The 15,568-nt window shown below is 35.3% G+C and carries 12 protein-coding genes; 8 read left to right on the top strand and 4 right to left on the bottom strand.

What is annotated here, in order from left to right:
- Positions 1-52: 52 nt before the first annotated feature.
- Positions 53-2,425: an SF1B family DNA helicase RecD2 gene (gene recD2, locus G6O70_RS09475; RefSeq protein WP_187327468.1), complete on the top strand. Its 2,373-nt coding sequence runs from the start codon at positions 53-55 to the stop codon at positions 2,423-2,425.
- Positions 2,426-2,486: 61 nt separating this feature from the next.
- Here recD2 and G6O70_RS09470 read toward each other — a convergent pair whose 3' ends face one another.
- From G6O70_RS09470 to G6O70_RS09460, 3 genes are all read right to left on the bottom strand, one after another.
- Positions 2,487-3,443: a hypothetical protein gene (locus G6O70_RS09470; protein WP_057869005.1), complete on the bottom strand. Its 957-nt coding sequence runs from the start codon at positions 3,441-3,443 to the stop codon at positions 2,487-2,489.
- 194 nt (positions 3,444-3,637) lie between these two features.
- Complete coding sequence (gene rnjA / locus G6O70_RS09465; RefSeq protein WP_057869004.1) at positions 3,638-5,314, bottom strand: ribonuclease J1; 1,677 nt, start codon at positions 5,312-5,314, stop codon at positions 3,638-3,640.
- The gene (locus G6O70_RS09460) at positions 5,301-5,528 is read right to left on the bottom strand and encodes a DNA-directed RNA polymerase subunit epsilon (protein WP_057869003.1); all 228 of its coding nucleotides are present in this window, start codon (positions 5,526-5,528) and stop codon (positions 5,301-5,303) included. The genes rnjA and G6O70_RS09460 overlap by 14 nt, the downstream gene beginning before the upstream one ends.
- Positions 5,529-5,768: 240 nt before the next feature.
- On the opposite strand from G6O70_RS09460, the gene G6O70_RS09455 reads away from it, so the two are divergent.
- A complete protein-coding gene (locus G6O70_RS09455) occupies positions 5,769-6,236 on the top strand; it encodes a hypothetical protein (protein ID WP_057869002.1) in 468 nt (155 codons plus the stop codon).
- Positions 6,237-6,362: 126 nt separating this feature from the next.
- Here the strand turns inward: G6O70_RS09455 and def are convergent, their stop codons facing one another.
- Positions 6,363-6,917: a peptide deformylase gene (def, locus tag G6O70_RS09450; RefSeq protein ID WP_057869001.1), complete on the bottom strand. Its 555-nt coding sequence runs from the start codon at positions 6,915-6,917 to the stop codon at positions 6,363-6,365.
- 156 nt (positions 6,918-7,073) lie between these two features.
- Between def and G6O70_RS09445 the strand changes: the two genes are divergently transcribed.
- From G6O70_RS09445 to G6O70_RS09420, 6 genes are all read left to right on the top strand, one after another.
- The gene (locus tag G6O70_RS09445) at positions 7,074-7,367 is read left to right on the top strand and encodes a UPF0223 family protein (RefSeq protein WP_057869000.1); all 294 of its coding nucleotides are present in this window, start codon (positions 7,074-7,076) and stop codon (positions 7,365-7,367) included.
- A 14-nt stretch (positions 7,368-7,381) separates the two neighbouring features.
- Positions 7,382-8,158 carry an inositol monophosphatase family protein gene (locus G6O70_RS09440; protein ID WP_181387816.1) on the top strand — a complete coding sequence of 259 codons (777 nt, stop codon included), beginning with the start codon at positions 7,382-7,384 and terminating at the stop codon, positions 8,156-8,158.
- A gap of 155 nt (positions 8,159-8,313) precedes the next feature.
- Positions 8,314-10,161, top strand: a complete 1,848-nt coding sequence (typA, locus tag G6O70_RS09435) for a translational GTPase TypA (protein WP_057868998.1) — start codon at positions 8,314-8,316, stop codon at positions 10,159-10,161.
- Between the two features lie 455 nt (positions 10,162-10,616).
- Complete coding sequence (locus tag G6O70_RS09430; RefSeq protein WP_057868997.1) at positions 10,617-10,892, top strand: DUF1507 family protein; 276 nt, start codon at positions 10,617-10,619, stop codon at positions 10,890-10,892.
- Between the two features lie 12 nt (positions 10,893-10,904).
- On the top strand, positions 10,905-12,065 hold the full coding sequence (locus tag G6O70_RS09425; protein WP_057868996.1) for an FtsW/RodA/SpoVE family cell cycle protein: 1,161 nt from the start codon (positions 10,905-10,907) through the stop codon (positions 12,063-12,065).
- A gap of 73 nt (positions 12,066-12,138) precedes the next feature.
- Positions 12,139-15,567 (top strand): pyruvate carboxylase, encoded by a 3,429-nt coding sequence (locus G6O70_RS09420; protein WP_057868995.1) that lies wholly within the window; start codon positions 12,139-12,141, stop codon positions 15,565-15,567.
- Position 15,568 lies beyond the last annotated feature (1 nt).

Here is a 15,568-nt window from a genome sequence, read left to right as displayed (position 1 = left end):
AAGGGTGAGTCAATTGGATTTGCTAAATACGAATGATGAGACTGAAAAGTATATGGTTGGTAGTGTAGATGCCATTTTCTTTGAGAGCCCAGAGACTTTCTATAAAGTAGTACAAGTTAAAATTGCACAAGCTAATTTTAATTGGGATGAAAAAGAGATTGTTGCAACAGGTAGCTTTGCTGATATTAATGAAGGAATCGAATATCGATTTGTAGGTAAATTAGTAACTCATCCACGATATGGACAACAGTTTCAAGTTTTTAACTACCAAAATGAAATGCCTTCTAGTAAAGCAGGATTAATTACTTATTTGTCAAGCGATGCTTTTGTTGGAATTGGTGAGAAGTCAGCTGCAAAAATCGTTGAAATATTGGGCATGGACGCAATTGAACAGATTATTGCTGACGAAAAAAAAGTAAAAAAATTGGGACTCAGTCAAAAACAACAAGCAACTTTAATTGAAAATTTAAAGGCTAATAACGGAACACAGCAAATCATTATCGAGCTCAATGGTTTCGGATTTGGTAGCCAAATGGCATCATCGATTTATAATCGCTATCGTGAAAAAACAATTGAAGTTATTCATGAAGATCCATATAAATTAGCACGAGAAATTCCAGGGATCGGGTTCAAACGTGCTGATCAAATTGCGGAAAAAATTGGTTTAGCGGCTGATACACCACAAAGAATTAAGGCAGGACTTCTTCAGGGAATATATGATATTTGTCAGGAAAAGGGCGATACATATACAAATGCAGAGCAATTATTGAATCAAACAATGGTTCTATTGAGTAATAGCCGAAGAGTTCAACTCTCACCAGATTTACTTGCCGATCAACTTTTGGAATTAGCAAATGATGGGATTGTAGTTGCAGAAGAAAATAGAATATACTTGAGAAAATATTATGAGTCCGAGTGGCGAATTGCTGAGAGAATTAAAGAGATTAAGGAAACAAAAATTAAAATTGACAGTGGTTTTGAAAATGAATTTGCACAATTGATAGAAAAAGTTGAAGAACAGCTTGGGATAAAATATGGGATTGATCAGATTAAGGCAATCAAAGAAGCACTCCAATCCAAAATCTATTTGCTGACGGGCGGGCCTGGAACAGGAAAGACAACTATTATTAATGGTATTGTAGCGATTTATGCTGCATTGAAAGACATTTCGTTAGACATCAATGAATATAAGAATGAACAATTTCCAATTCTTTTAGCTGCACCAACAGGTAGAGCATCTAAAAGAATGAATGAAACAACAGGACTGCCTGCTAGCACGATTCATCGTTTATTAGGATTGAGCAGTGGTGATGAAGACGAACGTGAGCACAATCAATTGGAAGGAAGTTTATTGATTGTTGATGAAATGTCTATGGTGGATACAGGATTATTCGATACCTTAATGGATGCCATTCCAACAAATATGCAGGTTATCTTTGTTGGTGATAAAGACCAATTACCTTCAGTGGGACCAGGGCAAGTATTTGCCGATTTGTTGGCAAGTCCAGATTTGCCTAAGATTGAATTGAAAGCAATCTATCGTCAAGAAAATGAATCTTCAGTTATTACTTTGGCACATGCAATTAAGAATGGAACTTTGCCGACTGATATCAAACAAGGTAAGAGTGATCGCTCGTTCATTGAATGCAATGCTTATCAGATTGAGAATGTAGTCCGCCAAGTGGTTGAAAAGGCCAAGTCTAAGGGATTCAAAACACGAGATTTTCAAATACTGGCTCCTATGTATCGAGGACCTGCTGGAATTGACAAGTTAAATGAGATGTTACAAGAAATCTTAAATCCCCATGTTACAGGAAAGAAACAAGTTGAGTTTAACAAACTGCATTTTAGAATTGGTGATAAGGTGTTGCATCTCGTAAATTCACCTGAAAATAATATATTTAATGGAGACATTGGTGAAATTGTGGGGATTGTTACTGCTAAGGAAAGCAAGGATCATCAGGAGTCTTTGATAATTGATTTTGATGATAATGAGGTTGAATTTAAGCGTAAAGATTGGATAAAAATCCGTTTAGCCTATTGTATATCAATTCATAAAGCACAGGGCAGTGAGTTTAAAATGGTTATTTTGCCAATGGTCCAGCAATATACTAGGATGCTTAATCGTAATCTTTTATATACTGCAGTCACACGAGCCAAAGATTTTTTGATTCTATTGGGTGAGCCAGCTGCGTATATGAGTAGTGTTAAACAAGTTGCAATTAATCGAGAAACGACACTTGTTAAACGGTTAACAGCTGTTTTTAGTCCATCAGAAGGCAATAACGATAGTAAAGCAGAAGAAAGTGTTTCAGAAAAAAGAGAAGATTATGTAACTAATACCATTTTAACAGTGGATTTAATAAATAGCGGGAAGATTGACCCAATGATTGGAATGGGTGAAATTACACCAGCCTCTTTTTGAATAATTTAAAAAATAAGAAGAGTAACTTCAAGATTGAAGCTGCTTCTTCTTATTTTTTTTATTATGAATTACTTTTTTCTGAGATAGAAACACTGTCGACATCAAACCAGAATGGGTAAGAAAAAGATTTAAGATATGCATCATAAAATTTATTAATAAGTTGTCGATTATCAATTTGGCTAAATTCAAGTGAATTTATTACGAGATGAATCTTTTTTTGCTCAAAAGAATGAACGAAAGGAACTTTTGACGTTAATTTAAATTTCCTAGCAAGAATGACAAACCAATAAGAAAATGGATTTAAATTAGTTATTATTTCAAGCTGAAGATTATTTGGCTCTGCTGAATTTTCGTCATCCAAAAAAGGCTGATTTTTAACATGAATTGAAAAAGAGCTTTTAAAGAAGTTATACTTTTGCGAGAGTCTTGTGGTAACAGAAAAAGCTTCTTGATTAATGAATGCATCTGTCATTGCACAAAATTCTGCAATAAATGTCAAATGATATTTGACAAGTAGACTATAGAATTTTGAACTTTTGATAAGACTTGTCACATAAGCACTAAAACCAACAATAAGTTCATCAGTAAAAATTTGTTCATTTGTGCCCTGTGCGTTTTCGACTAACCCTAAATTATAAGAAGTAGGGTGCACAGAATTTAAGATTTGTTTTAATGCAGTTACTGGATTAGATGAAACTCCAATTTTAGTAGCAAAGTTATTTTTTTCATTAATCAAGATAAATGCGATTGGGACCTGTTTTTTATTATTCTTACGTAATTTTGCAAGGATATCCAGAAAGAGAGTCGAAGGTCCAACTGAAACTACGACGATATTATCTTTGTCCTCGGTATTATTTAGTGCTTTTTTCAAAAGATTCCCAATGTGACGGTTATCACTGATAAATACAGCTTTATAATTAATTGCTTGACGTTGTAATTCGCTTTCCAAGGTGCCCCAAACACTGTTGGAATCACTTTTTAGAAAGTGATTGTCAATGAAGAAAAGAAAGTTCTTCAAAGTAATCCTCCTTCCTATTTTTGTTCACCCAAGATATTATAACCGTCTAGAGAGTATTCTGTGTAATAATTATTATTTTTTATAAAAATAATAATTATTCATGAATGTTAGAACAAAACAATATTTATAACTAGCAAAGAGGCTGCCACAAAACAATTGTTTTGTTACAGCCCCTTTAGTTGATAAAATAACAACTACACAATTACAAGCATTGGTATAATCATTGGATAACGTTCAGTTTGTTCAAATAAGAATGCCCTTAAGTCCTCAATGATTGCATCTTTCAACATTAACTCACTCAAATTTGGTTTCCCTAAATTTTTGCGAATTACATGAAAAAGACGTTTTCGGCCACGTTCTATTAATTCACCAGATTCACGCATATAAATGAATCCACGAGATAATAAATCAGGACCAGCTAAGATTTCTTTTTTCGAAAGATCAAGTGTTGCAACAACAATTACTAAACCTTCCTCAGAGAGGACCTTACGATCACGTAATACAACATTACCGATATCACCAACGCCTGAGCCATCAACGTAAACATCATTTGCATTGAAGTGTCCAGCCATGCGAGCAGAATCTTTTGTGAGTGCTAAAACATCCCCGTTTTCCATAATAAATGAATTGTCGAGAGGGACATCACATTTTTCAGCAAGTTCCGTGTGAATTTTTAACATTCGATACTCACCATGAACAGGTACAAAATATTTTGGTTTCATCAAACGTAGCATTAATTTTTGCTCTTCTTGACCACCATGACCAGAAGCATGAATATTATTTACTTTACCATGAATAACTTCAGCTCCTGCTTCCTCTAATTCATTGATAACATGATTAACACTCAAGGTGTTTCCTGGAATAGGTGAACTTGAGAAAATAACAGTATCACCGGGCTGGATTGCAACTTGTCTGTGCGTTCCATTAGCAATTCGGCTTAACGCTGCCATAGGTTCACCTTGGGAACCAGTACAAAGAATCATGACCTTATTTGCAGGAAGACTATTAATTTCTCGTGCATCAACGAGTGCATCATCAGGAATATTAAGGTAGCCTAGTTCTCGTCCATTGACAATTGCTGCCTCCATACTTCTTCCAAAAACAGCAATTTTACGTCCTTTTGCTAGTGCAGCTTCAGCAGCCTGTTGAACACGCGAAATGTTGGAGGCAAAGGTTGCAAAGATAATACGTCCTTCAACCTTTTCAAAGATATGTCTAATAGACTTACCTACCCAGCGTTCAGACTTGGTAAAATTAGGAATTTCAGCATTTGTGCTATCAGATAAAAGACACAAGACACCATCGCTACCTAATTTGGCCATCCTTTGTAAATTAGGTGGCTGATTCGTCACAGGTGTTAAGTCGAATTTATAGTCACCAGTAACTACAACTGTCCCACTAGGTGTTTTAACAGCCACACCTAATGTATCAGGAATTGAATGAGTAGTTCTAAAAAATGAAACACTTGTCTTCCGGAATTTTAGCACTGTATCTTCATCAATTTCATGTAGCTCAGTAGTTCTTAACAATCCATGTTCTTCAAGTTTTCCTTTGATGAGTGCAAGTGCTAAAGGACCGGCATAAATAGGTACATTAACTTGTTTTAGTAAATAAGGGATACCGCCAATATGGTCTTCATGACCATGCGTAATAACAAGAGCTTTGATTTTTTGCTGATTGGCAACAAGATATTGGTAGTCGGGTATAACATAGTCTATACCTAATAATTCATCTTCTGGAAATTTTATTCCAGCATCGACAACAATAATCTCATCTTGAAATTGAACACCATAAGTGTTCTTCCCAATTTCCCCTAAGCCACCAACAGCAAAAACCGCAGTCTCGTTGTTTTTGACACTAGGCTTCTTCATTATTGAACTCCGTTATTTTAAAATCAGGGTTTTGTTGCTCATATTCAAGAGCTTTGGGGCTTAGCTCTTCAAGGTATTCAATATTATAGTCAGTTTGTTCTTCAACTGTACTTCTCGCAATGACTTCGGAAACCGACTCAATGTAAAGTGATTGAGTGTTTTCACGACGTGGATTAAATTTTGTAGTTGGTTGATAAAATACTTTGTAAATCATAAAATAATAACTCCTTAAATATATTAAATTCTGTTGCTTCTACCTTTAGTAGAACACAATAGGTTGTAACTTCTATCTGCAATTCCGAACATGGATTGTATACACAATAATTGTATCTATTTTAGCATAGACTTATCTAGAAGTATATAAAGTAGGCTTTAACTTTTGAAATTAACAGTTAGTTAATAATGTTTTCTAAATACACGTGTTATAATTGTTTCGAAAGTCGGGGTGAGACAAGTGTTACACATTACAACTTGGATGATAGTGGTTTTAGTTATTTTGTTTAGTATATTAGCGATTATGCGTAATATTAAGACAAAAACAAATGCTAAATTACAAAAGAAAAATAAAGATATAACAGATGCTGCCTTTGCTGCAAGTCTTGAACGTCTGGGACTTATGAAAAATGAAATTAAATTGGAAATTAGCACTTCTAGGCTTTCAGATGTCTGGGGTAGTGGTGTAATGGCTTATGAATATGAGGTTGATGTTAGTCATAAGTTAATTGATGATGAGTTTCGAGCAGAGCTCACACAATATATGCAGGAGTATGCTCAAAAAAAAGACTTAGAGAGATATGATAATTTTCCTGTGTTTGTAGTATCAGATTTATGGCAAGAAGGTAACCTTTTGAGAGTTGATATTACGTATGCTATAAATGCGAGGACAGTTAATTATTTAAGAGATATTCGTAGGGTAGATTAAGAAAAAACAAATTACAAAACAAAACCACCACAAATACTTGTCGTCTATGCTGTTATAAGCAGTAGACAGTTTTGCATTTATGGTGGTTTTTAATAATTTTGTTATGTTGCAAGTAAAGGTTTCTAATTAGCCAATTAAAATAGTTGAAGGATCTGTTTCAAATGGATTTTTCTTATTGATATGATCGTAAAAAAGTATTCCATTGAGATGATCGATCTCATGTTGACATACAATAGCAACATAATCACGTAGTTTTTCGACATGTTTATTTCCATCTAAATCGTACCAGCGTAAAGTGATACGATCATGTCTAGGAACATATCCAGGAACTTCACGGTCAACTGAGAGACAGCCTTCTCCTTCTGAGAGTGCAGCCATTCTGACTGATTCACTTAAGATGGTCGGATTAACTAAAACATGTTTGAAAAGAGGGGCACCATTCTCATCAGGAACAAGGACTGCTGTCATTCGAAGTGAAACATCCACTTGTGGAGCAGCTAAACCAACTCCAGCACGCAATTTGTATTTTTCAGCAATTTCAGGATCTTGGCTATTTTCAAGAAATTCCATCATTTTTCCTGCAAGTTCTTTGTTTTCAGCATTCATCGGGAAAGTTACTGCTTTTGCACGAGCACGCAACGTTGGGTTACCTTCGCGAATAATATTTTCCATGGTTATCAAAATAAAAGCCTCCGTTTTTTCTAATCGCCTTCTATTATAGCTTATTTGAAACTGATAATGAAACACTTTTGCTAAAAGTTGTGTATATATATTTTTAAGTTCGATGTATGTGTATAATGTAAAGAGGATATAGACTAATGGAAGGATACATTTATTATGCAAATACCAAATAATTTTGAATACCCTTTATTACCTGAGTGGAGTACAAATGAAATTGTTGCAGTAACAGATTTTTATCAAATAGTTGAAAAGCTATATACTGCTAAGGTTGAACGTGAAGATTTTTTGAAAAAATATCAAGCTTATCAAAAAGCTGTTCCTATGAAAATGAATCAAAAAAAAATTGATCGCGCTTTTTGTGATGAAACTGGAATGAGTATATATCAAGCAACTAAGTTTGTCCTAAGTAATAATAAAAAATTTTTACATCTTGATGTTGTTGCTAGGTAGGAGGTTTTGAGGTGATGGAATCACTTGAATATCTGGATATAGTTGTTAGGGGCTGGATGCATGATGCTCGAAACAAAATACTAGCAGCTTTTAATAAGGATTTAGACGTGTGGACTAAAAGTGGAAGAAATGATTTAGTTACAAATATCGACAAAGAAATTGAAAAAATTTATAGCAAAAACATCCGCTTGTTGTTTCCTGAAGCTAATATCATCGGTGAAGAATCTTTTACACAAGGTGATCTGAATATGAATGGAATGACATGGTTTATTGACCCAATTGATGGAACAATGAATTTTGTCAAGCAACATTGTCATTTTGCTAGTATGTTAGCAATTTATGAAAATGGCAAGGGCGTAAGAGGGTATATTTACGATGTTGTTGGGGATAAATTATATTGGGGTGGCCCTGACGTGGGTGTATTTTGCAATAACGAGAAAATGAAGGACCCCAGTAATACTGTTTTAAGGGATGGACTAATTGGAATTGGAGCACCATACCTTATTCATAACTTTTGCAACTTACAAGCAGTTGCTTTAGCAAGTAGCGGTACACGAATGTATGGGAGTGCAGGAATTCAGATTATACATGTGATTGAGGGAAAATGTGTTGGGTATGTATCTTATTTAAGACCATGGGATTTTGCAGCTGGGAGAGTTTTAGCAGAGACTCTTGGATTAAGTATGAAAAAGATTGACGGAACCCCCTTAAATATGCTAGTATCTAGTGATGTACTAGTAGCTACAAAGAATGCTCAAAAGGACATAGCAAAACTTACCAAAAAAAGTTAGCTGGTCATGGGCTGTGACTGAGGTCACAGTTTTTTTATGCTAAACAATGAAAATTTGTTTTTACTTATTTTCATTTGCCTTGACCTAAAGATGCTAGTAAGTAATGAGTAAGTAATTTGTAAACAGAGATATAAATTTGAAGGGAAGAAAAAAATTTGAAAACACGTGATGATATCCGTAACGTTGCTATTATTGCCCATGTTGACCATGGTAAAACAACTTTGGTTAATGAGTTATTGAAACAATCGGATACTTTAGATGAACATACTGAAATTGATGATCGTGCTCTTGATTCAAATGCAATTGAAAAGGAACGTGGAATCACAATCCTCTCTAAGAACACAGCTGTTAAATATAATGGCAAACAAATTAACATTTTAGATACACCAGGACATGCCGATTTTGGTGGTGAAGTTGAACGTATCATGAAAATGGTTGATGGTGTGTTGCTGATTGTTGATGCGTTTGAAGGTACAATGCCTCAGACACGTTTCGTTTTGAAAAAAGCATTGGAACAGCATTTAACACCAATTGTTGTTATTAATAAAATCGATCGCCCTGGTGCTCGTCCCGAAGAAGTTGTGGATGAAGTCTTAGATTTATTTATTGAATTGGGTGCTGAAGAAGATCAACTAGAATTTCCTGTTATCTATGCTTCTGCTGTTAACGGAACATCGTCATTGGATTCAGATGTGGCAACACAAGAACATACGATGGACCCAATTTTCAATTCAATTATCGAAACAATTCCTGCTCCAGTTGATAATTCTGATGAACCATTACAATTCCAAGTTTCAATGCTTGACTATAATGAATTTGTTGGACGTATCGGAATTGGACGTGTATTTCGTGGGAAAATTAAGGTCGGAGATCAAGTTACTGTTTTGAAACTTGATGGCTCAAAGAAGAACTTCCGTGTTACTAAGCTCTTTGGTTTCTTCGGGTTAAAACGTTTAGAGATTGAAAATGCGCAAGCAGGGGACTTAATAGCAATTTCTGGAATGGAAGATATTTTCGTTGGTGAAACAGTTTGCCCAGTAGATGCACCAGAAGCATTACCTGTTTTACGTATTGATCCTCCTACTTTGCAGATGACTTTCAGAACTAACGATTCTCCATTTGTTGGTAATGAAGGAGATTCAGTTACTGCTCGTAAGTTAGAAGATCGTCTCAAAATGCAATTGCATACGGATGTTTCTTTACGCGTTGAGGATACTGATTCACCAGATGCTTGGGTTGTTTCGGGACGTGGGGAACTTCATCTCTCAATTTTAATTGAGACATTGCGTCGTGAAGGGTTTGAACTCGCGGTTTCAAGACCACAAGTTATTTATCGTGATTTTGATGGTCAAACATGTGAACCATACGAAAATGTTATTATTGATACACCTGATGAATATTCTGGTGCGGTTATTGATTCATTGGCTCAACGTAAGGGCGAAATGGTTAATATGGAAACAAATGCAAATGGACAGACACGTTTAACATTCTCTGCTCCTACCCGTGGATTAATTGGTTACGATTCACAATTTCTTTCCATGACACGTGGTTATGGTATTTTTAACCATACTTTCTCAGAATACAAGCCTGTTATCCGTAACTGGGAACCTGGTCGTCGTAATGGTGCTTTGGTATCAATTAACCGTGGCAAAGTTACAACATATGCTGTCATGGGTGTTGAAGATCGTGGAACGATTTTCGTTGATCCAGGAACTGAAATCTATGAAGGCATGATTGTTGGTGCTAGTTCACGTGAACGCGATATTTCTGTTAACGTTACAAAGGGTAAGAATATGACTAATGTTCGTTCTTCTAATAAAGATCAAACTGCGTCGATTAAGAAACCAACTCATTTTACGTTAGAAGAATCACTTGAATTCTTGAATGAAGATGAATTATTAGAGATTACTCCTGAAAATATTCGTTTGCGTAAAAGAATTCTTGAAACCAATGCCCGTGAAAAGGCTGCAAAACAAAAGAAAATTGCTACACGCAAAGATTAATTAAATAACGGATGAGAATGTAATCAGGGTTAGAATTTTGAGTATCAACTTAAAATTACGAACATAGTGATTGTTTTGCTATGAGTAATTCAAAGTTAGACAGAGAATTTTGATTTATAAAATACATTCATTCGTAATAAATAGCGAGGCTGGATCAAAAGTTAATTTTGATTTAGCCTCGCTATTTATTATGGGTTGATATGTTGGACCTTTAGCAAAATAAATAATGAAGAATGTTTCTTTTTATTTCATAAATGTCTCTAATAAAATAATAGAGTTCGTAAAACAAAGCAAATAATGATGTTTTTGATATAAATTAATTGAAAAATACGAATTTTGGTTACATAATAAAACACAGAGGCAGAGTCCAATTTAACACTTAGTTCTGCCAGTATATTTCAAGAAAAAAACTAGTATGCTATAATTACCCTATATTTAGGAAGGGGGCAGCAATATTGCAGGAAATTGTAACGAGACAGGAAATGCTGAAAATTCTGCAAGCTGATTCTGAGAAAATTCGGGTGTTACTAGATAAACAACGAAATTTGTTGTGCTTGTCTCAGTGCCCTGCTTTTGAAGAAGTCGCAGATACACAACTTTTTGGATTTTCAAAAGAAGTTCATTTAGCTGAACGCTGTGGCTTGATCACTCTGAATGAAGCTCAACAAATGATTCAGGATTTAGAACATCTACTTTCAAGCATTTATGTTTCAGTGGGAGAGGATGAATAGGATCTGAATGTCATGAGAAAATTTAGAGATAAGATGAGGTATTTTGATTTTTATTTATTTGTACCTTACATAGTTTTGTGTTGTATTGGTGCAGTTATGGTGTATTCTGCCAGTTCAATAAATCTCTCGTATGCTGGTGCGTCTACTAATACGTACCTAATGAAACAACTAATTTATGTGGTGATGGGTTTAGGTTGCATTTTCTTTTCAATAATGATTCCAACTAAGAAGTTAGCTCACCGTAACTTTATAATGATTGGTTTTTTTGCGCTGGTAATCTTGCTGCTGTATGCCAAATTTTTTACAACTGCAGTTAATGGCGCTAATGGCTGGATTAACTTAAAATTGTTTAGTTTTCAACCAGCAGAGCTTTGTAAATTATATTTAGTATTATTTATGGCACAACTTGTGTCTAATCGTGAGTACTCAGTAAGTACTCTGAATATCAAGCCTAGTCGAAAGCCAGCTGTTTTAGTTGTCATCTTGCTGTGTCTCGTTTTGATAGAACCTGATTTGGGTGGCTTTTCAATCAATGCCTTTATTGTTTTGTTAATGTATTTTGCAAGTGGCAGAGATTATCGCAAGTCATTACTTTACTTGTCAGGAATTTTGGGCTCAATAATAGTTGTGGTTCAACTTTTACGTTTTTGGGATCCAGCTCCCTTAAAAGGAACAAAAATCGAGTATATGTATGCTAGATTAACCGCATTTTATAATCCCTTTAAGGTTTCCTCAACGAGTGGACAGCAATTAATTAATTCTTATTATGCAATAAGTAATGGAGGCTTATTTGGAGTAGGGCTTGGTAATAGTGTTCAAAAAAGGGGTTACCTACCTGAACCATATACAGATTTTATTATAGCAATTATTAGTGAAGAGCTTGGAGCAATAGGTGTTATGGTTGTTTTACTTTTGATTACTTGGATTATTTTGCGGATTTTCCTAATTGGAATTAGGGCAAATAGTTCATATGAAACGATGATTTGTTATGGAATTGGAACCTTCATGGGAGTTGAAACCTTGTTTAATATTGGTGCAGTTAATGGATTATTGCCAATTACAGGGGTTACTTTTCCATTCGTATCTTATGGTGGTTCAAGTATGATTGTTTTATCACTTGCATTAGGAATAGTAATAAATATTTCGATTAATCAAAAGAAAAATCGAAAATAAAAGGTCTAATTTATTAATAGCATTTTTTGTGATCTCAGAGATTCATTATTCAATTCAAGAAAGTGGGATTCTAATGAAAAAAATATTAATTGCAAACCGTGGCGAAATTGCAATTCGGATAATTCGTGCATGTCAAGAACTTAAGATGAAAACTGTTGCTGTATATGCTAAAGAAGATGAGTTTTCTGTTCATCGATTTAAGGCAGATGAAGCTTACCAAATTGGTGCGGGTAAAAAACCAATTGAAGCTTATTTAGATATAGATGATATTATCAGAGTTGCAAAAGAAACAGGTGCGGATGCAGTTCATCCTGGGTATGGTTTTTTGGCTGAGAATGAGACTTTTGCACAAAAATGTGAAGAGGCAGGCATAATATTCATTGGTCCTACTAAGGAGCAATTGGCAATTTTTGGAGACAAGGTTAAAGCCAAAAAGGCTGCACACGATGCTGGGTTACAGACAATTCCAGGTAGTGATGGACCAGTTTATAGTTTAGAAGAAGTTCAAGAGTTCACCAAGAAGCACGGATATCCTATTATGGTTAAAGCTGCTTTAGGCGGCGGTGGACGTGGAATGAGAATTATAAATGATGAATCAGAAATTAAGGAAAGTTTTAGCAGAGCACAGAGTGAAGCAAAGCAATCATTTGGGGATGAAGAGTTATATATTGAAAAATATTTAAAGAATCCTAAACATATTGAGGTTCAAGTTTTGGCTGATCAGCACGGAAATGTTGTTCACTTGTTTGAACGTGATTGCTCGGTCCAAAGAAGGCATCAAAAAGTCATTGAAGTAGCACCAAGTTCGTTAAGTAATGAACGTAGATTAGAAATTTGTGAAGCAGCTGTTTCTTTGATGAAGAGCGTGCATTATCAAAATGCAGGGACTGTTGAGTTTTTAGTTACTGCTACAGACTTTTATTTTATTGAGGTCAATCCACGTGTCCAAGTTGAACATACAATCACTGAGATGATAACAGGTATTGATATCGTTCAGTCACAAATTTTAATTGCTGCAGGTGCAGATCTGTTTAACGATTTGGAAATTCCAAGACAAGATAAATTAAATTTTCACGGACACGCTATTCAGTGCAGAGTAACGACTGAAGATCCCGAGAATAACTTTATGCCTGATACAGGTAAGATCGAAACTTACCGTTCTCCAGGTGGTTTTGGAGTGCGCTTGGATGGTGGCAATGCCTATGCCGGCGCTGTAATTAGTCCTTACTTTGACTCATTGTTAGTTAAGGCTTGTGTTCAGGCGCGAACCTTTAACGGTGCAGTTTTGAAGATGAATCGTGTCTTAGATGAATTTAGGATCAGAGGTATTAAAACTAATATTCCTTTTATGCGCAATGTGATTAATCATCCAGATTTCATTTCTGGAAAAGCACATACAACATTTATTGATTCAACTCCCGAGTTGTTCCATTTGACGCATCCTAAAAATACACCAAATCAATTATTAAAGTATATTGCGGATATTACGGTCAATGGTTTTCCAGGTACTGAAAGACATGAAAAGATTTTTGTTCCTAAAATTCAAATCACAGATGATTTTGATGCTGCTAGCAAACATAAAAATGCAAAAACTGTGTTGGACAATGAAGGTGCAACTGAAGCAATGAGTTGGGTAAGACAACAGAATAAATTATTGTTGACGGATACCTCGATGCGTGATGCACATCAAAGCCTTTTTGCAACGAGAATGCGGACAAAAGATATGATGCCAGTTGCAAGAGCATTTGATAATGCACTACCTAATGTATTTTCTGCAGAAGTCTGGGGCGGAGCGACCTTTGATGTTGCTTATCGTTTCTTGGATGAAGACCCATGGGAAAGACTTAAAAAAATTCGTAAGGTGATGCCAAATACTTTATTACAAATGTTGTTTAGGGGTTCTAATGCCGTTGGGTACAAAAACTATCCAGATAATGTGTTGCAACGTTTTATTAAAAAGAGTGCTACAGACGGAATCGATGTTTTTCGTATTTTTGATAGTTTAAATTGGGTAACACAGATGGAAAAGAGTATTCAGTTTGTTCGAGACACTGGCAAAATTGCCGAAGGAACAATGTGTTATACAGGTGATGTCTTAAATCCAGCAGAACATAAATATGATTTACAGTATTATCGGACATTGGCAAAAGATTTAGTATCTGCGGGCTCACAGATAATCGGAATTAAAGATATGGCTGGGTTACTTAAACCACAGGCAGCCTATGAATTGATTTCAACATTGAAGGAAGACTTAGATGTTCCAATCCATTTGCACACGCATGATACAACTGGAAATGGGATAGCAACATACTTGCAGGCTACAAAAGCCGGAGTTGATATTGTAGATGTTGCTGCAAGTGCGCTTTCAGGAACGACAAGTCAGCCAAGTATGAGCAGTTTGTATTATGCGTTGGCGGGAAATAAGCGACAGCCTGAGCTTAATATTGAAAATGTTGAGAAGATTAATCGCTACTGGTTAGGCGTTAAGCCTTTTTATCAAGATTTCATGAACGGAATCACAGCACCACAAACAGATATTTATGAAACAGAAATGCCAGGTGGGCAATATTCAAATCTACAACAGCAGGCAAAAGCTTTAGGAATTAAAGACTTTGAAGAAGTTAAGAAAACTTATAAAGAAGTTAATGCGTTGTTAGGTGATATTGTAAAAGTAACACCGAGTTCAAAGGTTGTTGGAGATTTTGCAATATTTATGATTCAAAACAAATTAGATTCAGAGAATATTTTTGAACGTGGAAAGACTTTGGATTTTCCAGAATCTGTTGTCAACTTTTTTGCGGGTGACTTAGGTCAACCAGTTGGTGGATTTCCAAAAGAATTACAAAAAGTTGTTCTAAAGGATCGTAAACCGATTACAGTCCGACCTGGCAGTTTAGCTGAGCCAATTGATTTCGCAAAGAAGAATAATGAATTAAGAGAAAAATTAAAGCATTTGCCTACGGAAGAAGAATTATTGAGTTATTTGTTATACCCAGATGTGTTTGTTGATTATACAAAAGCGGTAGAAAACTTTGGAGATTTATCGCCTTTGGATACGACAACGTTCTATCAAGGAATGCGAACGGAAGAAACTGTTCACATTGAACGAGGAAAAGGGCAAACCTTGATTGTTAAGCTAGCTTCAATTGGTGAAGCGGATGAAGATGGTAAGCGAATTCTATACTTTGTGGTAAATGGTCAGGATCAGCAAATTGTGATACAAGACAAAAGTAAAAAAGGCAAAATTAAGAAAATTTTGAAGGCTGAACCAACTAATCCAAAGCATATTGGGGCAACTCTTAGTGGCTCTGTCTTAAGTGTACTAGTTTCAAAGGGGCAAGTTGTAAAGAAAGGTGTTCCTTTGATTGTAACCGAAGCGATGAAGATGGAGACAACGATCAAAGCACCAACAGATGGCAAAATAACGCATATTTATGTTAAGGCTGGAGATATTTTAGAAACACAAGATTTGTTGGTTGAAATAGAACCCATAAAAGGCTAAA

This window comes from Liquorilactobacillus hordei DSM 19519, from assembly GCF_019443985.1.
Lineage (GTDB): Bacteria > Bacillota > Bacilli > Lactobacillales > Lactobacillaceae > Liquorilactobacillus > Liquorilactobacillus hordei.
Note: the sequence above shows the minus strand (reverse complement) of the source record. Positions and strands in the feature narration are given on the sequence as shown.

Bases quoted from the DNA above. Each gene is read 5' to 3' on its own strand.
- G6O70_RS09460 (WP_057869003.1), bottom strand. From the start codon at position 5,528: ATGATTTACAAAGTATTTTATCAACCAACTACAAAATTTAATCCACGT.
- recD2 (WP_187327468.1), top strand. From the start codon at position 53: ATGGTTGGTAGTGTAGATGCCATTTTCTTTGAGAGCCCAGAGACTTTC.
- G6O70_RS09425 (WP_057868996.1), top strand. From the start codon at position 10,905: ATGAGAAAATTTAGAGATAAGATGAGGTATTTTGATTTTTATTTATTT.
- G6O70_RS09420 (WP_057868995.1), top strand. From the start codon at position 12,139: ATGAAAAAAATATTAATTGCAAACCGTGGCGAAATTGCAATTCGGATA.
- G6O70_RS09445 (WP_057869000.1), top strand. From the start codon at position 7,074: ATGCAAATACCAAATAATTTTGAATACCCTTTATTACCTGAGTGGAGT.
- G6O70_RS09440 (WP_181387816.1), top strand. From the start codon at position 7,382: ATGGAATCACTTGAATATCTGGATATAGTTGTTAGGGGCTGGATGCAT.
- rnjA (WP_057869004.1), bottom strand. From the start codon at position 5,314: ATGAAGAAGCCTAGTGTCAAAAACAACGAGACTGCGGTTTTTGCTGTT.